General features: G+C 36.2%; 18 protein-coding genes. 16 read left to right on the top strand and 2 right to left on the bottom strand.

Annotated elements, in window-relative coordinates; translation table 11 throughout:
- The first annotated feature begins 2 nt into the window (after positions 1–2).
- From KHA95_RS01305 to rbsK, 5 genes are all read left to right on the top strand, one after another.
- The gene (locus tag KHA95_RS01305) at positions 3–896 is read left to right on the top strand and encodes a nucleoside hydrolase (protein ID WP_213135666.1); all 894 of its coding nucleotides are present in this window, start codon (positions 3–5) and stop codon (positions 894–896) included.
- A gap of 21 nt (positions 897–917) precedes the next feature.
- Positions 918–2,237 carry an ABC transporter substrate-binding protein gene (locus KHA95_RS01300; protein WP_213135665.1) on the top strand — a complete coding sequence of 440 codons (1,320 nt, stop codon included), beginning with the start codon at positions 918–920 and terminating at the stop codon, positions 2,235–2,237.
- Between the two features lie 66 nt (positions 2,238–2,303).
- On the top strand, positions 2,304–3,167 hold the full coding sequence (locus KHA95_RS01295; RefSeq protein WP_213135664.1) for a carbohydrate ABC transporter permease: 864 nt from the start codon (positions 2,304–2,306) through the stop codon (positions 3,165–3,167).
- A 16-nt stretch (positions 3,168–3,183) separates the two neighbouring features.
- The gene (locus KHA95_RS01290; protein WP_249316433.1) at positions 3,184–4,023 is read left to right on the top strand and encodes a carbohydrate ABC transporter permease; all 840 of its coding nucleotides are present in this window, start codon (positions 3,184–3,186) and stop codon (positions 4,021–4,023) included.
- A gap of 19 nt (positions 4,024–4,042) precedes the next feature.
- Positions 4,043–4,957, top strand: a complete 915-nt coding sequence (gene rbsK, locus KHA95_RS01285) for a ribokinase (protein WP_349305420.1) — start codon at positions 4,043–4,045, stop codon at positions 4,955–4,957.
- Between the two features lie 270 nt (positions 4,958–5,227).
- Here the strand turns inward: rbsK and KHA95_RS01280 are convergent, their stop codons facing one another.
- Positions 5,228–6,424, bottom strand: a complete 1,197-nt coding sequence (locus KHA95_RS01280; RefSeq protein ID WP_213135661.1) for a trans-sulfuration enzyme family protein — start codon at positions 6,422–6,424, stop codon at positions 5,228–5,230.
- Positions 6,425–6,527: 103 nt separating this feature from the next.
- On the opposite strand from KHA95_RS01280, the gene KHA95_RS01275 reads away from it, so the two are divergent.
- The 6 genes from KHA95_RS01275 to KHA95_RS01250 all read left to right on the top strand — a co-directional run bounded on the left by KHA95_RS01275 (position 6,528) and on the right by KHA95_RS01250 (position 12,850).
- On the top strand, positions 6,528–7,490 hold the full coding sequence (locus KHA95_RS01275) for a uroporphyrinogen decarboxylase family protein (protein WP_213135660.1): 963 nt from the start codon (positions 6,528–6,530) through the stop codon (positions 7,488–7,490).
- 29 nt (positions 7,491–7,519) lie between these two features.
- Positions 7,520–8,911 carry an ABC transporter substrate-binding protein gene (locus KHA95_RS01270; RefSeq protein ID WP_213135659.1) on the top strand — a complete coding sequence of 464 codons (1,392 nt, stop codon included), beginning with the start codon at positions 7,520–7,522 and terminating at the stop codon, positions 8,909–8,911.
- A 91-nt stretch (positions 8,912–9,002) separates the two neighbouring features.
- Positions 9,003–9,890, top strand: coding sequence for a carbohydrate ABC transporter permease (locus tag KHA95_RS01265; RefSeq protein ID WP_213135658.1), 888 nt, complete (start codon positions 9,003–9,005; stop codon positions 9,888–9,890).
- Between the two features lie 23 nt (positions 9,891–9,913).
- On the top strand, positions 9,914–10,774 hold the full coding sequence (locus tag KHA95_RS01260; RefSeq protein ID WP_213135657.1) for a carbohydrate ABC transporter permease: 861 nt from the start codon (positions 9,914–9,916) through the stop codon (positions 10,772–10,774).
- 65 nt (positions 10,775–10,839) lie between these two features.
- Positions 10,840–11,469: a GntR family transcriptional regulator gene (locus KHA95_RS01255; RefSeq protein ID WP_213135656.1), complete on the top strand. Its 630-nt coding sequence runs from the start codon at positions 10,840–10,842 to the stop codon at positions 11,467–11,469.
- 700 nt (positions 11,470–12,169) lie between these two features.
- A complete protein-coding gene (locus KHA95_RS01250; protein ID WP_213135655.1) occupies positions 12,170–12,850 on the top strand; it encodes an N-acetylmannosamine-6-phosphate 2-epimerase in 681 nt (226 codons plus the stop codon).
- Between the two features lie 7 nt (positions 12,851–12,857).
- Here KHA95_RS01250 and KHA95_RS01245 read toward each other — a convergent pair whose 3' ends face one another.
- The gene (locus tag KHA95_RS01245; RefSeq protein ID WP_213135654.1) at positions 12,858–13,658 is read right to left on the bottom strand and encodes a MurR/RpiR family transcriptional regulator; all 801 of its coding nucleotides are present in this window, start codon (positions 13,656–13,658) and stop codon (positions 12,858–12,860) included.
- A 129-nt stretch (positions 13,659–13,787) separates the two neighbouring features.
- On the opposite strand from KHA95_RS01245, the gene KHA95_RS01240 reads away from it, so the two are divergent.
- The 5 genes from KHA95_RS01240 (at position 13,788) to KHA95_RS01220 (ending at position 18,310) form a co-directional block, all read left to right on the top strand.
- On the top strand, positions 13,788–14,789 hold the full coding sequence (locus KHA95_RS01240) for a Gfo/Idh/MocA family protein (protein ID WP_213135653.1): 1,002 nt from the start codon (positions 13,788–13,790) through the stop codon (positions 14,787–14,789).
- A 70-nt stretch (positions 14,790–14,859) separates the two neighbouring features.
- Positions 14,860–16,269 (top strand): PTS mannitol transporter subunit IIBC, encoded by a 1,410-nt coding sequence (locus tag KHA95_RS01235; RefSeq protein ID WP_213135652.1) that lies wholly within the window; start codon positions 14,860–14,862, stop codon positions 16,267–16,269.
- 14 nt (positions 16,270–16,283) lie between these two features.
- The gene (locus KHA95_RS01230) at positions 16,284–16,964 is read left to right on the top strand and encodes an HAD family hydrolase (protein ID WP_213135651.1); all 681 of its coding nucleotides are present in this window, start codon (positions 16,284–16,286) and stop codon (positions 16,962–16,964) included.
- On the top strand, positions 16,951–17,394 hold the full coding sequence (locus tag KHA95_RS01225; RefSeq protein ID WP_213135650.1) for a PTS sugar transporter subunit IIA: 444 nt from the start codon (positions 16,951–16,953) through the stop codon (positions 17,392–17,394). Before KHA95_RS01230 ends, KHA95_RS01225 begins: the two co-directional genes overlap by 14 nt.
- A gap of 16 nt (positions 17,395–17,410) precedes the next feature.
- Positions 17,411–18,310, top strand: coding sequence for an ROK family protein (locus KHA95_RS01220; RefSeq protein WP_213135649.1), 900 nt, complete (start codon positions 17,411–17,413; stop codon positions 18,308–18,310).
- Positions 18,311–18,555: the final 245 nt, after the last annotated feature.

Genomic DNA, 18,555 nt, shown 5'->3' with positions numbered 1-18,555 from the left:
AGGTGCATAGGATCATTTTGGATACAGATATTGGAACAGATTCAGACGATGCGGTGGCACTTGCGTTAGCGATTAAGTCACCTGAAATTCAGGTCGAAGGGGTGACGACGGTTTATGGTGATGTAAGCATGCGATCCAACATTGCAAACCGAATGATTCGTCTAAGTGACGGAGGGGATATCAAGGTGTATAGGGGAATTGAAAAGCCTTTATTATGGAACAGAGAAGTGACATGGCCGGTGATTGCTAATGAGCAGCTTAACCAAAAGGAAAACGTTTCCTCTAAGCATGCGGTTGATTTCATTATTGAAACGATTATGAATCATCCTGGTGAGATAACGCTTGTTACAATTGGTGCATTGACGAATATTGCCGCGGCTATCATCCGTGAGCCAGGAATCATCAATCGGGTTAAAAAAATTGTCATGATGGGTGGTGTTACTCGACTTGGAAGGAACGGCATTGATCTGCCCATTATTGAACATAACATTAAATGTGATCCAGAAGCGGCGAGTCTTGTCTTTTCAAGTGGAGCTCCTATTCTAATGGTCGGCCTAGATGTGACGAGACAAGTGATGATTACAAGGGATGAAATAGATTTACTGGCTTCATCTGGTACACCACTTGCCAAAGCTTTGACGAAACAAATGGAGGACTATATGGATTATAGAAATAGGAATTTTACTTTTATGCATGATCCATTAGCAGTTGCAGCATGGATAGATCCGACCATAGTGAAGAGTAAAAGGATGAATGTGCATGTTGCCTACGATCATTGTAATCCAACAGGCCAAACGATTGCAGAATTAAATGACGAAGGGAATGTAGATGTATGTTTAGAGGTGGATAGGGATAGATTTTTCAGAATGTTAAAACTAAGGGTTTTCTCATACTAGACAATAAGGGGGATATACAAAATGGGGAGAGGTATAAAAGCATTTATTATTATGGTGTTATTATTCCTATTGTTAGTAGGGTGTTCTACGCAAAATAAAAAAACGACTAGCAAAGAGAATGAAGAAGTTACTACCATTTCTTATCTGGCCCATTCTAGTTGGGAGGAGCCAATCAAAAAAGTCGTTGCAGCATTTGAAGAGGAGCATCCAAATATTAAAGTGGATCTTCAATTAAATCCATATGCTAAGTTAACGGAAACCATCGAAATTAAATTAGCATCTAAGGCAAATGATTTAGATATTATTTCGGTTGATGCGCCTCTAACTCCTTCATATGCTTTGAAAGGTTATCTTGAGCCATTGGAACCTTTACTGGGTGACGGAATAACCGGGGAATTTATTCAGCAATCAGTAGATGCTGGTTCCTATGATGGTAAGCTACTGGCTGCGCCTATGAATACATCGAGTGTCGTTTTGTATTATAACAAGGATTTATTCGAAGAAAAGGGAATCCCATTTCCTTCTGAAGATATAAACGATAGGATGACATGGGAACAGGTTGTGGATTTAGCGAAACAACTGACTGAAGACACAAGTGGGAACGGACAAACAGATGTCTTTGGTTTTGTATTTGATCAAATAGGGAGAGCGTATCAACTATTAGCTTTAGCTGAAGGAAAAGGAGCACAAGTCATAAGTGATGATGGATTAGTCTCTGAAGGGTTTACTAATTCGGAGAAAGCGATTGAAGCTTATCAATTTTACTATGATCTTTTTAATACTTGGAAAGTCAGTCCCAAGATTAAAAGAGAAGAAACATTGGACTACTTTATTTCGGGGAAAGTGGCTATGTTTTTAGGAGTTACAACGGCTACGGTTAGTTTGGAAAAGGCGAGTATGAATTTTGGCGTAGCACCCCATCCATATTTTTTAGATGAAAAAGTAGCTACACCTACTGGAAGTTGGCATATGGGAATTTCTAAATATTCAACTAAAAAAGAAGCGGCAGCAGAATTTATAAAATATGTGACCGTTGGAAATGGCGCAAAAATTTGGTTCGAAGAATACGGGGCGCTTCCTGCGAAACAGTCTTTTATAGATGAAATTCAAAAAGATGAAAAGTATAAACATTTCCCTGATAGCATCATGGGTATTGCTGCTTATGAAGCGAGTGAAACTGCAGTCAATCGTCCGAAAACACCTGGTTATCTAGAATGGGAGTCGAACTTTAATAAAGCGTTAGAAGATATTAAAAACGGTACAGAACCTGAGAAGGCGCTTAATGATGCAGTAAAGATTGTAGACAGACACTTGCAAAAATATCAATCGGTTGAAAAGTAATGATGAAACTAGGGGATCAATCAAGATCCCCATGAAAAATAATTCTAATGAATGTAGGTGAGACAAATGAAGACGGCGAATCGTTTAACGCCCTACTTATTTTTGTTTCCGGCTATTATCGGGCTACTTCTATTTAAATTGTATCCAATATTCTCCGGGCTGGTTCAGAGTTTATATGCGCCAACATTTTTAACGGACGTAAAAGAGTTCATTGGAGTGCAAAACTATCAATCTCTTTTTAAAGATCCAGTGTTTTGGGATTCTTTAAAAACGACGTTATTGTTTAATGTCTTCATCAATCCATTGCAAGTCGTACTAGCATTTGGTTTGGCTCTACTCCTTAACATTAAATTAAGAGGGATCTCAATCTTTAGAGGGATTAATTTTGTTCCTGTTGCTGTATCTATTCCAACAGCCTGTATTTTATGGAATATCATGCTTAGTCCAGAACAGGGAGTTGTAAATTCAATTTTAATTGGCTTGGGCATGGCACCACAGCCGTTTTTAACGAGTAGTGACCAATCACTCGCATCTATTATTGCAATCTCATCTTGGAGAGGGATTGGCTATTGGGCAATCTTTTTACTGGCAGGATTGCAGGAGGTTCCAAAATCACTTTATGAAGCATCATCAATTGATGGAGCGTCCATCTGGGAGCAGTTTCGCTCCATTACCTACCCCATGATGATGCGTCCATTGACATTTGTTGTTGTTTCCGTAACAATAGCCAATTTACTTTTATTTTCTCCGATGTATATTTTGACAGGTGGTGGCCCAGAAAATAGTACGAATGTTCTCATGCTAGAAAGTTTTAATAATGCTTTTTTGTATTCTGATATGGGGAGAGCTTCGGCGATTGTTATTATTTTATTGATTCTTACATTACTTGTTGTATCCCTTCAGTTCAGGCTGTTTAGGGCTAGACATTAAAATGGGGGGATTCGAGTTGAGACGTAAAAAAAGAATAACCTTGCTTATTTATATCGCACAAATATTACTTGCGTTAATTATCCTATTGCCTTTGGCTTTTGCATTAGTTTCCTCATTACGACCGCTAGATGATATTTTTCGATATATGTCTCCAGTTACCTGGAGAACCTTTGTCCCTAGTGAAGTAACTTTTACGGCTTATACCTCATTATTTACGGAACGAGGATTTGGTAGAATCTTTTTTAATACTTTTTATGTATCAGTAGCCAATGTTATCTTCGGGCTTTTTATTGGCTCGCTAGCCGCATTTGCTTTCGCGGTTTTTACATTCAAAGGGAAGAACTTCTTATTTTTATTAGTACTTCTGACATTTATGATCCCATTTGAAGTGATCGCCATTCCTTTGTATAGCTTGGTTGATGCTTTAGGGTGGATAGATACTTATTCGGGACTAATTGTTCCTGGGATTGCGAATGGATTAGTCATATTTTTATATAGACAGTTTTTTCTTGATCTTCCTAAGCCGTTGATTGAATCAGCGAAGATGGATGGTGCTTCATGGTTTAGAGTCTACTGGAATATTATCATGCCATTATCTAAACCAGTGACAGTTAGTGCAGGACTACTAATATTTATCTATCAATGGGAATCTTTTATGTGGCCTCTAATTGCAACAAGATCGAAGGAATATAAAGTTATTCAAATTGCTTTAAGTGACTTTGTTACTGAATTCACTACTTTTTGGAATGAGATGTTTGCGGCAGCAATACTTTCCGTTATTATCCCTGTAATCATTATTTTACCGTTACAGAAATATTTTGTTCAGGGAATCGCTAGTAGTGGGACGAAAGAATAAACATTATTGTTATTAGTAGGTGAATGTCTTGGGAAAAATATTAATTATAGGAAGTTTGAACATGGATTTAGTATCCCATGTGTCTCACCTTCCACAAGCTGGAGAAACGATCTCCAGCTTTAAGTTTCAAGAAGTACTTGGAGGAAAAGGGGCAAATCAAGCAGTTGCAGCCGCCAAACTTGGCGCAAATGTATCCATGATTGGCAAAGTGGGTGCGGATGATTATGGCAAGGCCCTACGGAACGGTTTAGAGCAATCTGGTGTTAATACAAAAGGCATACGAATAGAAGGTTCAACTGGTATGGCTTTTATTACTGTAAGTAAAAATGGAGAGAATACGATTGTTCTCGTTCCAGGTGCCAATAGCAAAATGAAACGATCGGATATTAATCAATTGAAGTATATGATAGAACAAAGTGACATAATCATCATGCAACTGGAGATTCCATTTGAGACAGTGGAATATACGATACAACTAGCGGAAAAGCAAAAAAAAGACATCATTTTAAATCCAGCTCCAGCTCAGCAACTTCCCTATCCATTATTAAAATCTATTCATACGCTAATACCGAACGAAACTGAATTACATCTCCTAACAGGGATGCCAACATCGACAATAAATGAAGTGCAAGTAGCGGCTCATTATTTAAAATCACTCGGTCTAAATAGGATTATTGTAACAATGGGAGAAAAGGGATCTTATTTGATTAACGGTGAGCAGCAAATTCATATTCCAGCTTATCGTGTAAAATCAATTGATACGACTGCAGCTGGTGATGCATTTATCGGAGCTTTTGCTGTAGGAGTCACAAAAGGTATGGATGATCAAAAAGCTGCGGAATTTGCAACCAAGGTATCGGCGATTGTTGTCACAAAGGAAGGGGCGCAGCCATCCTTACCAACATTAGAGGAAGTGGATCGATTTTATAGTTGATTCACTATTAAGTAGGAGAATTAATTACCTCAACCACCGCCCCGCCTATATAATAGGTAGGGTACTCAACTTAACTAAAACCAATAATTATATCGGTCATTTGTTACTGTCAAATAACATCTAAACAATCACCGTTGACTTGATGTTTTATCGCTGATAAAGCTAATTTGTACTACATGATTCCTTTAAATCGTAAAAAATAAATGATATTAAATAGAAATCATTATGAATGAAAAAGAGAAGCCGATATGAGAGCTTCTCTTTTTCAATTTAGTTAGTTGCTAAGTAAATACTGTTCAATGCTTGGTCTAAGTCATTAATCAGATCTTCTGGTTCTTCTAAGCCCACAGATAATCTTAGTAAACCATCCGTAATGCCAAATTTACTCCGATCCTGTACTGGGATTGAATTATGAGTCATGCTTGCTGGATGTTGAACCAATGTCTCTGGATCGCCTAAGCTAAATGAAATCATTGCTATTTTAAGTGAATTGATGAACCTTTTTCCTTCTTCAATTCCCCCCTTCACTTCAAATGAAATAATCCCACCCATTGCTTTCATTTGCTTCTTGGCTAAATTGAATTGTGGATGCGAATACAGGCCAGGATAGAAAACTCGTTCAATTGCCGGATGATGCTCCAGGAATTCTGCAATTTTTTGAGCACTGCTACAATGACGCTGCATTCGGAGCGCCATCGTCTTTAATCCACGCAAAATTAAAAATGATTCCCAAGCATTTAAATTTTGTCCAAGGTCACCCATAATTTTTTTGCGCATAAATGAAATTAGATCACTTTTTCCAACAACAAATCCGGCAATAACGTCGCCGTGTCCATTAATATATTTTGTAGCACTGTGGACAATAACATCTGCTCCAAGCTCAAGTGGCTTTTGCAAATAAGGTGTCATAAATGTATTATCAACAATCATTGGTAAATCGTACTGCTTACAGACTTTTGATAGTCCTTGAATATCTAAAATTGTAAGTAATGGATTTGAAGGTGTTTCAATATAAAGGGCTTTTGTATTTGATTTAATTGACTGCTTCACTTTGTCCAAAATGGTGCAATCTACGAAATCAAATTCAATCCCAAAACGCGGTGCAAGTGATGTTAAGAAACTATAAGTTCCTCCGTATACATCCTTTGTTACGAGAATATGATCCCCTTGCTTACAGAATGCGAGAATGGCAATTGAGATTGCAGCCATCCCGCTACTTACTCCTAAAGCCGCTTCTCCACCTTCAAGCTCAGCTATTTTTGTTTCCAAGGTTCTCAATGTTGGATTTCCATATCTACCATAATAATCTCCGGGTCTTTCACCAGCCACAACGTCGGCAGCCGATTCCGCATCTGGAAAAGAATAGGCAACCGCAGGTACGATTGGCTGTGAAATGGCTCGTGTATGTGGGTCAGGTGAAAGGTGTGAATGAATAATTTGTGTGTCTACACTCCAATTTGATCGCATAAAAATTACATCCTTTCATAGAAAAAAACTAATTGACAACCTGATCATACTACTGGTATGATCAGGTTGTCAATATCAATAATATATTGTTGGGGTGAACAACATGGGTAAATTTGAAAGCGTTTTAAATGCTGTTAGAGGTGAGAAACTCGATTATGTGCCTGCTGGTTTTTGGCTGCATTTCCCGAGTACTCAACATCATGGAAAAGAAGCAGTTGAGGCACATATTAATTTTTTCCGTAAAACGAATACGGACATTATGAAAATCATGAATGAGAACTTGGTTCCTTATTCAACACCAATTACAAAGGCAGATGATTGGAGAAATATTCGTCCAATCAGCCTAAAAGATCCTTTTGTTGTAGATCAATTGGATATTATTAAAAGAATCGTAGATAGAGTTGGTGATGAAGCTGTTATTTTAACAACAATTCATGGAACGATTGCATCGGCTTTCCACGCTCGTGGTGGTGGGGAGAATTATGATACTCTCCGTACAATATTATCGGCTCATTTAAGAGAAAAACCTGAAGTGGTTGCAAATGCATTCCGTATTTTATCAGAAGGAATGGCTGAATTCACACAATCTTGTCTTGAGGCAGGGGCACAAGGAATCTATTATTCTGCACTTGGTGGTGAAAAGGAATTATTCACTGATGAAGAGTTTGAACAATATATTAAGCCAAATGATTTGCTCATTTTAAATGCGGCAAAAAGTGCGAGCGCATTCAATGTTTTACATATTTGTAAGGACAACGTGAACTTTGAGAGATACAAGGATTACGATCCTGAAGTCGTGAATTGGGCTGTACATGAGAATCGCTTAACTCTTAAGGAAGGTCGTAAGTTATTTCCAAACAGTACGATTTTAGGTGGTTTGGATGATCGAAGTGGTGTACTTGTAAGTGGAACAGAAGAAGAGATAGAGAAAGCTGTATTCTCCATTCTAGATGAAGTAGGAACTAAGAAGTTTATTTTAGGGGCTGATTGTACGTTACCGACAGAAATGTCATATGAAAAAATAAGAATGGCCGTTGAGTCAACGAAAAAATATTATCAAAAATAATTTTTTCAATAAACGAAGGGGTGAGATGTATGAACAGAAATATCAAAAAAGTATTTAGTTTGATTGCTCTATCTCTACTTGTTCTTATGGCTGGATGTTCTGGAGGAAAGGAAACGACACAAAATGAGGGGAATGGTAGCAAATCAAGTGACTCGAACACTTTTCCCAAAGGAAAAATGGTTATTTACGGTTACGGACAGCCTCAATATACGATGGAATATTATAATAATTGGTTAGAAAGAAATAGAGATATTGCACCTGAAGTAGAATTTGAAATGGTTCAAACAGAGGGTGAGGCAGATGCAAGGCAAAAAGTAGTTACATCCTTTGCTTCAGGAACTTATGATGATATGGCTGATGTGATTCAAACTGCTCCAGTCAGTATGATCGATATGGCTGAAGGTGGAGTTTTGATGGATCTCACTGAATTTGTAAAACCGTTTGAAGATAAGCTAGTTGATGGCGCATTGGAACAGTTAACTTATAAAGGGAAAGTTTACGGTTTACCTGATGCAGTTAGACCACAGGTACTTTTTTACAATCAAGAAATTTTTGATAAATACAATATTGATCCTAAAGAGATGGATACTGTCGAAGGCTATATTGAAGTGGGACGTAAATTGAAAGAGGCAAGTAATGGAGAAGTATACCTTTCTTACATTGATCCCGGCAATCTTACTTGGAGATATTATGGACGTAGGGGGTTCATGCCGCAAGCTAATGCGAAAATCTGGGATGATGAGGGGAATATTGTAATTGATAAAGATCCAGGTGCTCGACTTGCATTTGAAACGATTGAAACGTTAGTAAAAGAGGAGCTTGTTTTAAAAAGTCAAATTATGCAAGCGCCACTATATGATGCAACTCGTAATGGGGAGGTTGCAACCTATTATATAGGTGCATTTTGGGATGAATTTATTAGAAAAAATTTATCTGATATGGAAGGAAAATGGCGGGTAATGCCAGCACCAATGTATCAGGATATTGGAAAGCGTGGAGCACCTGTGACAAGCATGTTTGCGATCGTGAATAAACCGGAAGCAAAATATGCTGATTTGTTCAAAGAATTATGGGAAGATTTCCAATTTGATGCAAAGGAAAGACAAGTATGGACAGAATCAATGGTTCAACAAGATGCTCCATATGCCAATCCGATCGCGAAGGAATTACTAGAAGATGAGTTTTGGAAAGAGTCTTCCGATTTTTATGGTGGACAATCATTTAGAGAAATGGAAGGGATTTCGCTTGAAAATGGCGCTGAAAACCTTCGAATTACTACGGATGATGCAGAAGCAGACCAAATTATTTCAGTAGAACTTGAAAAATTCATTGCAGGTACACAAACAATGGATGAGGCGATTAAAAATATGGGAAAAAATCTAAGAGATAAAATTGGGAAAACAACTCCTGCAAATGAATAATTAAGTACAAGAATCAGTTTAGGGCTTTGTATAGACTACAACCTATATAAAGCTCTATCTATTCTTACAAACTGCTAAGAAGGTGAGATATTTGGAAATCAATAATCGATGGATGAAAGCATTTAAAAAATATCGTAATCCTTATTTGTTCATTTCACCATTTTTTATATTGTTTTTCATCTTTCAACTATTTCCGATGATTTGGACGCTAAAAATTAGTTTTACTGAGTGGAATGGTCTAGGTGACCCAAAAAGTGTTGGTTTAGATAATTATAAGCTTTTAATGAAGGATTACATGTTTTGGGATGCAGTGAAAAATACATTTATTTATTGGATGAGTGCTTTAATACTTATTATTCCGTTAGCACTTCTCATTTCTGTTTTGCTTAACTATAAAAAACTTCGAGCAAAAAGCTTTTTTAAAAGTATGACGTTTTTTCCTTACGTTTGCGCAACCGTCGCAATGGGCTTAATTTTTAATATTATGTTTGACTCAAATTCTGGTGTCATTAATGAATTTTTAGGTCTCTTTGGTATACAACACGCACAGTGGTTAACAAATATGTCTTTGTCAAAAATTCCAGTTATTATTCTTAATGTTTGGCGACACACACCATGGTTTACGTTGATCATTTTGTCGGGATTAATGACCATTCCGTACGAGTATTATGAAGCTGCAAGAATAGACGGTGCAAATATATTTCAGCAATTTTTCAAAATAACACTTCCGTCACTTGGTGGCATCCTATTATTCTGTTTTATTACGATTACGGTTGATTCATGGAATATCTTTACAGAACCTTTTATTTTAAAAGGTCCGGGTACATCGAATATTTCTTTGTTCCAGTATATGTATGAAAATAGCTTTGTTCTTTTTAAATTTGGATATGCTGCCGCCATTGGCTATATTTTAATGATGATCCTATTAATATTATCTGTTATTCAATTAGTACTTATGCGTAAACAAGGTGGAGTATAAGGGAAAGGAGTAATTAAAATACGATGCAAAGTGTAACGTCTGTTTCAACTAACAAAGTGAATCGAAAAATAATTGATATTGTAGTATATTCTTTGTTAATTTTGACCACAATCGTGTGCTTGTTTCCTGTTGTATGGATGATAGCAATTTCACTGAAGCCTGTATCAGAAAGTGTTGGTGGCTTCAAAGCAATCGCTCTCCAAAATCCCACATTGGATAACTTTGTGGCAGTTTACGAACTTATTCCAATCCTTAAACACACGTATAATAGTTTATTTACAACATTAATAGGTACAGCATTTACATTGTTTTTCTGCGCTCTAGCTGGATATGCATTTGCGAAATTTAAATTTCCCGCTAGGAATGTACTATTTTATATAGTGATTGCTACAATGCTTGTTCCACTTGAAGTTGGGGTTATTCCACTATTTGTCATTATGAAAAAGTTCGCACTCGTAAATAGTCTTTGGGCATTGATCATTCCGAAAGCAGCTACTGCGATTGGTATATTTTATATGAGACAATACATCGCGGCAGTTCCTGATGAAATTCTAGAAGCTGCAAAAATTGATGGGTGTACTGATTTTCAAACATTTTGGAGAGTTGTTTTGCCTATTATTAAACCAGGGCTTGCTGCTTGGGCGACGTTGACATTAATTGCAAGATGGAATGACTTTTTCTGGCCATTGATATTCTTGCGTACTCAAGAAAAGTTCACGCTTATGGTTTCAATATCATTATTACCAGTGAGTGAAGGATTATCTACCCCGTGGCCGGTAATTATGGCGGGAACTACATTTGCTGTTGTTCCGATCATCATTTTATATTTCATTTTCCAAAAATACCAAGTGGAAGGAATATCTGCGGGGGCGGTGAAAGGTTAGAATATATAATTTATGGTATCCTTATATTGGTAGAAAATCATTTTGGGTTAAAGGGAGTTATCTCAATGAAACAAAATCATTCTTTGAAGGATGATGTCCGTAATAAAATCATTACGGAGATATTAATCGGGACTTTCCCCGTTAATAGTATCGTTACAGAAAAACAATTAATAGAGATGTTTACTGTAAGTAAAACAACCCTTCGAGAGGCATTGGTTGAATTAAGAAATGAGAATGTTTTGGAAAGCATGCCTCGTTACGGTTATCGCATTGTAGAATTGAATAGAAATGACATTGAAGATGCGATGGAAGTTCGAATGCTTTTAGAATTGGCCGGTTTGGAAAAATCTATACATCAACTAGATGAAAATAAGATTAATATGCTGAAAAATTATAATGATGAGTGTGAACGTACACGCATATCAGCAGACTTATGGACACATTGGAATAATAATATTAAATTTCATTTGCTCCTAAACAGTTTGGCTGGAAATACATGGATGCAAACAATGCTGGATAAAACGATGAGCATTATTAGCAGGGCTTATGCACAGTCATACTGGGAACAGTGGGGAAACAGCGCTGCAAGTCTTGATATTGATACACATCGAGAAATTGTCTCAAGCCTTGAAAACAAAGAGTTTGATAAAGCTAAACAAAAACTAGTCGAGGATATACTATCCTTGAAGATATAGTTGTAATTATTTGGTACTAGAAAAGGCGATCCTTTATTCGCCTTTTTATTTTTGAGAATTTAATTATATTATGGTGTTTTATGTGAATTGTTGAACAAGGTTGTCGTGTTAATTTATAAATCTTTTTGACCTTTGATTGGTAAGATGCTTCGTATCAAAATTTAATACAATGTTCCTACTGCACTTTAAGGAGGTGGAAAAACATACCACTACTAAATATCGTACAACCATCACTTGGTGATGATGCAGGAATCGTAGGTGCTTTCATGCTTGCAGAACAGGCATTAAATAATAAGATCTATTTGAATAATGCATATTAAACTTGTAGCACTTCCCCGTATCACTTTAATCAGATACTCTGGTTCTTCTAAGCTAACAGATAATCTTAATAAATCATGAGGCAGAACTTACTACGATCCTGCTCTGAGCTTGAATGATGAGCCATGCTGCTGCCTGTTAAACCAACGCCACTGGATCGTCTAAGCTAAATGAAGCCATTGCTATATTAAGTAAAATAATGAACTTTTATCCTCCCAAATTCCACCCTTCAGTTTGGACAAATCCATAGTTTTATATGTTTATTTCCTCCTCAGAAAAAAGCTTTGCATAAAATAAAATCATGGTTTATAATTAAGAAAATAATTTCATTAATATTATTACTGATGAAATTATTTTCATAGAGAGGAGATGATGGGATTCGATGTTAGATAAAATAAAAGGTGGTATTGTCGTATCATGTCAAGCGCTAGAAGATGAACCGCTTCACGGATCAAAAATCATGGGAAGAGTTGCTTTAGCGGCTCAGCTAGGTGGAGCTAATGGAATACGTGCCAATTCCAAAGAAGATATTATCGAAATTAGAAAAAATGTTAATTTACCTATTGTTGGGATCGTGAAACGGGATTATCCAGACTCGGAAATTTATATAACACCAACTATGAAAGAAATTGATGAATTACTTTCGACAGGTTGTGAAATGATCGCTTTAGATGCAACGGACCGTAAACGTCCTAATCATGAGTCTTTAAAAACATTTATCGAAAATATAAAAGCGAAAAATTCAAATGTATTATTAATGGCCGACATCTCTACTGTTTCAGAGGCGATCGAAGCAGAAAAGTTAGGGTTTGATTGTGTTTCTACCACTTTAATGGGGTATACAGATGCATCTAAAGAGTATAATGTGTCAACCAATGACTTTTACTATTTGACTGAGATTTTGAAAAACGTAAATATTCCTGTAATTGCAGAGGGGCATATCAGTACTCCTAACATGGCAAAGAAAGCCCTTGAAAAAGGAGCTTATTCGGTAGTAGTAGGAAGTGCGATTACCCGGCCTAAGCTTATTACAGAAACGTTTGTAAGCGCTATAAGATATTGACGAAGTATTATTCTTTCCAAACTTGTAAAACCTTTTTGTAATTCTCGTTGTACGTATTATTTTTTAATAAATGATACGTAATCAGATCAATGAAGAATAGGAACGAAAGTTGTTCATTGTAAAATTTATCATCTTTTAGAATTTCATTACCGCTTGTATAAAAAATCGTATCTGTCGTTTCGCTAATAGATGAATTTGATCTTTTTGTGATTGCTGCTATTTTTACACGGTTCTTTTTTGCCACTCTGCATGTTTTTATAATTTCGGGTGTCTCTCCAGAATTTGTAATCGCAATGATTAAATCATCCGAATTTAATAAAACAGCTTGGGCGAACATCGTGTAACTGTCAGTAAGTGCGACCGAATTGATTCCCATTCTATTTAATCGTAATGCGAATTCTGTTGCGGTTAGACCGGAACTGCCGATACCTAGGATCACGATTTTATTGGAATGTTTAATATCGTTAACTAATACTTCTGGTGATACTTTTTGAAAAATACTTTTTGAATAATTTAACGTTAATTGATAGTAACCAATCACTTTTTCAGCAATATCATCGTAATCTGTGGTCTTGATTGCTTCCGTTTTCAAAAGGGTTTGGAATTCAACATAGCTATTATATTCTAATTTTCTACAAAATCTAGTAATGGTAGAAGGAGAGGTACCAATTTTATTAGATAGGTCGCTAATTGATTCAAAAGGCACAGAATCAATGTTGTTAAGAACATAATTTGCTATCTTTTTTTCACTTGTTGAAAGAGCATATTCCCAAATATGTAGTCTATTTTTAAAAGTTGTATGGTTCATGTGTATTCTCCCGCATGCATTTTATTTTTGGGTTCATCTTAGTATATTTCTTTGTGAAAAGCAATGATCGTTGCGCATTTGGTTCGATAGACAAATTAGGTACTTTATTTATGAAAGGAATTGAGAAAAATGGAAAATAAGTTAAGAGTAGGTGTTATTGGTGTTGGTCAAATGGGAACCTATCACGCGGAGATCTATCAAAAACTTCCACAAGTAGAATTAGTTGCTTTGTGTGAATATAATGACGCCAGAAGAGAGGAAGTTCAGGAGCAGTTCGGGTGTACGGTCTATAAAGATTATAAAGACCTATTAGAAGATCAGGATATTGATGCAATAAGTATTGTATTGCCAGATAATATTCATAGAGAAGCTGTAGAAATTGCCGTGAAGAACAATAAGCATATTTTATTGGAAAAACCTCTTGCGAAAGAATTAGAAGATGGAAAGGCGATTTATGAGATTACCAAAGATTATGATAAGGTCTTTACAGTCGGCTTTTTGCTAAGATACGATCCAAGATTTAATATGGTTAAGCAGCGGTTAGATAATGGGGAATTAGGAGATATTATTCACTTATACTGCAGAAGAAATAGCCCGATCACTGGACCAAAAAGATATATCGGCGCCTCTGATTTGAGTATGCACGTTATGATTCATGATATTGACTACATCAACTGGTATATGGGCTGTGAACCAGTGAGTGTTTTTGCAAAAAGTAGAAGTGTTTTACTAAAAGAACAAGGAATGAATGATGTCATCTATGCAATTGTTACGTACGAAAATGGGGCGATTGCATGTCTTGAAGCTTGTTGGGTTCTTCCAGAAAATTCCCCTACAATTATTGATGATAAATTAGAATTAGTCGGTACAAAAGGGGTTGCATACGTTGATTCTTGCGACTACGGCGTTCGGTTTGTTTCCAATTCTGGTATCACCTATCCAGATACTCGCCACTGGTATTATACAAACGGAGAGGTGAGCGGCGCTTTGGCGGAGGAAATTATGGCTTTCGTTAATGATGCAATGAATAATAGAAAATCGATTATCACCCCTAAGGAAGCCTATGATTCCTTAAGAGTAGTTGATGCGATTGAACGTTCCATCAAAGAAGGTAGAGAAGTTAGTCTATAAAATCATAAATAATGAAAAATGCAGTTGCTTGGCCTTAAGGCTGCAACTGCATTGAGCGAGGAGGCTTATTATGTCATTTCGAGTGAGAGCGCAACAATTTGGAAGTAAATTAAGTGGAATGGTTATTCCTAACTTGGGTGCATTTATGGCATGGGGTATTATAACAGCGGTTGCAATTGCAATTGATAGTGATACTTTAAGGGAATTTATCGGTCCGATGCTAAATTATTTACTGCCTTTGCTTATCGCCTTTGCTGGAGGTAGAGCCGTACATGGCTACCGCGGTGGGGTAATCGCTACAGTGGCCACGATGGGAGCCATTCTTGGAGCAGACGTTACGATGTTTATTGGTGCTATGATCTTAGGGCCATTATCAGCATGGATTTTAAAACAATTTGACAAAGTAATCGACGGAAAGATTCCGACAGGCTTTGAATTGTTAGTGAATAATTTTTCAGTAGGTATTTTTGGGGCAATTTTGACTTGGCTAGGCTATATTGGGATAGCTCCATTTGTATCAATATTGACAACCATTTTATCAGCAGGCGTAGATATATTAGTAAAATATAGTTTGCTTCCTTTAACAGCCATTTTTATTGAACCGGCTAAAATACTTTTCTTGAACAATGCGATCGGTCAAGGCATCTTGAGTCCGCTTGGAAGCACGCAGTTAACTGAATACGGAAAGTCTATTTTATATCTTTTAGAATCAAATCCGGGACCAGGTTTAGGTATCTTGTTGGCTTATATGATTGCAGGTAAAGGGAACACTAAAGGTACAGCATATGGGGCGGGGGTTATCCACTTCTTTGGTGGAATTCATGAAATTTATTTCCCATATGTGTTAATGAATCCTTTACTTGTTCTGCCATTAATCCTTGGCGGTATTACAGGCACATTTTTATTTTCACTGTTTAATGTAGGTTTAATCGGTGTTGCTTCACCAGGCAGTATTTTGGCGATTTTAATGATGTCTGCCGGCGGAGATCATCTACAAATTTTAATTTCGGTTTTAGCTTCAGCAACAGTTACATGTCTAGTGGCTATTCCGATTGTAAAACGAGCTAAAAATAATGATTCTGAATTACAAGATGCAGCTGCTAAAATGGAGCAGCTTAAAGGGAAGAAAAGTAGTATCTCATCCGTTTTTAATTCTACGGATGTTGAAGCATTAGACTATGCCACTATCTCTAAAATTGCTTACGCTTGTGATGCTGGATTGGGTTCTAGTGCGATGGGGGCAAATGTCTTACAGAAGAAAATTAAAAAAGCAGGCATCGATGATGTTTCGGTCTTCCATATTTCAATTAGTAATTTGCCGACAGAGGCCGATGTTATTGTTACACATCAATCGTTAGTTGAACGTGTCGCAGAAAAACAACCAAATACGCATTGTATCGCTATAAATGATTATTTGAATGATCCAGAATATGTTGCATTAGTAAATAAATTGGTTGAATCAAGAAAAAAAACGGGTTAATAAAGGAGTCTCATATGCTTAAAGCAGTAATAATGGATTTTGATGGAGTTATAGTGGATACAGAAGTAATCTGGTTTAATATATTTCAAGAATGGTTTCAAAAAAATTGGAATTATGACCTAACCATTGAAGAGTTTTTAATTTGTGTGGGATCACATCCTGAAGATCTATTTAAAAGGTTAGAAAAAGAATATAGTATTGTTATTAATAGGAATACGTTTACAGAAGAAACAAGTCAAAAGTTTTTAGATGAAAGTATGGATTTACCTCTTAAAGAGGGGGTGCTAGAATTTATACAAGCTTTAAAAAGTGAAAATATCTTATTAGCACTTGCTACTTCCGCTACAAGGAAAAAACCAATGTATCACTTAACAAGACTAAATATACTACAGTATTTCGATGTGATTGTTACTGCAGAAGACGTGGATAACATTAAGCCTCACCCAGATTTATTTAACAAAGCGGTTGAAAAATTAGGCATCGATAAAGAAGAAGTCGTTATTATAGAAGATTCGGTCAACGGACTTATTGCTGGAAATAGAGCAGATATTAATACGATTGTTTGCGTAAATGATGTGACTAAACATTCAAAGTTCGAGAACTATTTTATTAAAGTTGATTCATTAAAAGAATTAGATGTGAACAATTTAATAAAAAAATTAAATGAAAGTAGTGATAGACATGCTATTAGATGAAATTAATGTGAGCGATATACAAATAAAAAAAGAGGCACAGGACTGGAAAGAGGCCATTCGTGAAGCGTCATTGCCACTATTAGAATCAAATAAAATAACGACATCTTATATAGATGCGATGATTAATGTTGTTGAGGAAAAAGGTCCGTATTTTGTTATTACAAAGCACATTGCATTAGCTCATGCAAGGCCTGAACACGGTGTCTTAGAAAAGGGACTTTCTTTTACAACGTTAAATCATCCAGTCCCTTTCGGTTCACAACAGTTTGATCCAGTAAAACTTATTATTACTTTGGCAGCAACAGATTCAGAAAGTCACCTTGATATATTATCCGACTTAGCCGATGTTTTATCAGATGAAGAGATAACAATGAAGTTGTTTGAAGCTAAAAGTGAACAAGACTTTTTAGAAATATTAAAATCTGCTTAAAAGGAGTAGGCTCATCATGTATCTTTCAATTGATATTGGGGGAACCAATATCAAATCAGGAATTATCAGGGAAGCAGACATAACAGAAATCTTAGATAAAAAAGAATTCCCGACGAATGCTAAAAAAATATACGGGATTGGAATTGAAAAAAAAATCGTTGAGATTATCGAATCGTATAGAAAAAAATACAGTATTGATGGGGTGGCAATCTCAACAGCAGGTGTTGTAAATCCGAAAACGTATGAAATTGAATATGCCAATGAAAATATACCTTATTATATAGGGATCAATTTATCGGAGACCGTTCAAAAAACCTTTAATATCCCCTGTATTGTTGAAAACGATGTGAATTGTGCGGCAATTGGCGAAATACATTATGGTTCCGGCAAAGGGTATTCTAATCTCTTTTGTTTAACAGTTGGAACTGGAATCGGCGGGTCCATTATTATAGATGGAAATCTTTATCATGGGTCTTCCTTTACCGCTGGTGAAATTGGATATATGAAAATTGACGGGGCAGATTTCCAAGATGTTGCCTCCACATCTTTTTTAGTGAATCGTGTAAAAGAACTAACTGGCTTTGATTTGAACGGTAAAGAAATTTTTGAAAAGGCGCTAGCTGGAAATGCATCAATACAACAGATTATTGATGAGTTTTGTGAGAATTTAGTAAAGGGAATCGTTACGATTTATTATGTATTAAATCCCGAAAAGATTATTATTGGCGGTGGGATTATGGAACAAACAGAATATCTCTCACCCATTATTAATAATAAAATTCAGATGGCTATGGAAAGGTTTAATCATAAGAGAATCGATATAACTTTTGCCAATTTAGGAAATGACGCAGGAATGGTTGGTGCATATCATCTTCTGAAAAGCTATTTAGGCGAAGAAAAGAGAATCAATATTTAGGCATCTAAAATTATAAATATCGCGGTTTTGAATTGTATGCGGTCAGATTGCCGATAGAATGAGCCAGCTGCTCAGCTATATGCGGATAATTGATCCAGTAAGTATGAGAAGATGAGAGTTAGTTAAAATAATAGCCATTGGAACGAGGTTTGTTCCAATGGCTATTTACCGTTCTATAAAAATTGAATTAATATTACCCTACAATAAGTCACTTTCTATCATTCTATTGCAACTCGAAACATTGT

Origin of the sequence: Bacillus sp. FJAT-50079 (genome assembly GCF_018343515.1) — a bacterium.
Classification (GTDB): domain Bacteria; phylum Bacillota; class Bacilli; order Bacillales; family Bacillaceae_C; genus Lederbergia.
This window is presented reverse-complemented; position numbering and strand designations above follow the sequence as displayed.

Coding starts and splice junctions, on each gene's coding strand:
- KHA95_RS01250 (WP_213135655.1), top strand. CDS start 12,170: ATGTTAGATAAAATAAAAGGTGGTATTGTCGTATCATGTCAAGCGCTA.
- KHA95_RS01300 (WP_213135665.1), top strand. CDS start 918: ATGGGGAGAGGTATAAAAGCATTTATTATTATGGTGTTATTATTCCTA.
- KHA95_RS01255 (WP_213135656.1), top strand. CDS start 10,840: ATGAAACAAAATCATTCTTTGAAGGATGATGTCCGTAATAAAATCATT.
- KHA95_RS01225 (WP_213135650.1), top strand. CDS start 16,951: ATGCTATTAGATGAAATTAATGTGAGCGATATACAAATAAAAAAAGAG.
- KHA95_RS01235 (WP_213135652.1), top strand. CDS start 14,860: ATGTCATTTCGAGTGAGAGCGCAACAATTTGGAAGTAAATTAAGTGGA.
- KHA95_RS01270 (WP_213135659.1), top strand. CDS start 7,520: ATGAACAGAAATATCAAAAAAGTATTTAGTTTGATTGCTCTATCTCTA.
- KHA95_RS01245 (WP_213135654.1), bottom strand. CDS start 13,658: ATGAACCATACAACTTTTAAAAATAGACTACATATTTGGGAATATGCT.
- KHA95_RS01230 (WP_213135651.1), top strand. CDS start 16,284: ATGCTTAAAGCAGTAATAATGGATTTTGATGGAGTTATAGTGGATACA.
- KHA95_RS01280 (WP_213135661.1), bottom strand. CDS start 6,424: ATGCGATCAAATTGGAGTGTAGACACACAAATTATTCATTCACACCTT.
- KHA95_RS01220 (WP_213135649.1), top strand. CDS start 17,411: ATGTATCTTTCAATTGATATTGGGGGAACCAATATCAAATCAGGAATT.
- KHA95_RS01260 (WP_213135657.1), top strand. CDS start 9,914: ATGCAAAGTGTAACGTCTGTTTCAACTAACAAAGTGAATCGAAAAATA.
- KHA95_RS01295 (WP_213135664.1), top strand. CDS start 2,304: ATGAAGACGGCGAATCGTTTAACGCCCTACTTATTTTTGTTTCCGGCT.
- KHA95_RS01240 (WP_213135653.1), top strand. CDS start 13,788: ATGGAAAATAAGTTAAGAGTAGGTGTTATTGGTGTTGGTCAAATGGGA.
- KHA95_RS01275 (WP_213135660.1), top strand. CDS start 6,528: ATGGGTAAATTTGAAAGCGTTTTAAATGCTGTTAGAGGTGAGAAACTC.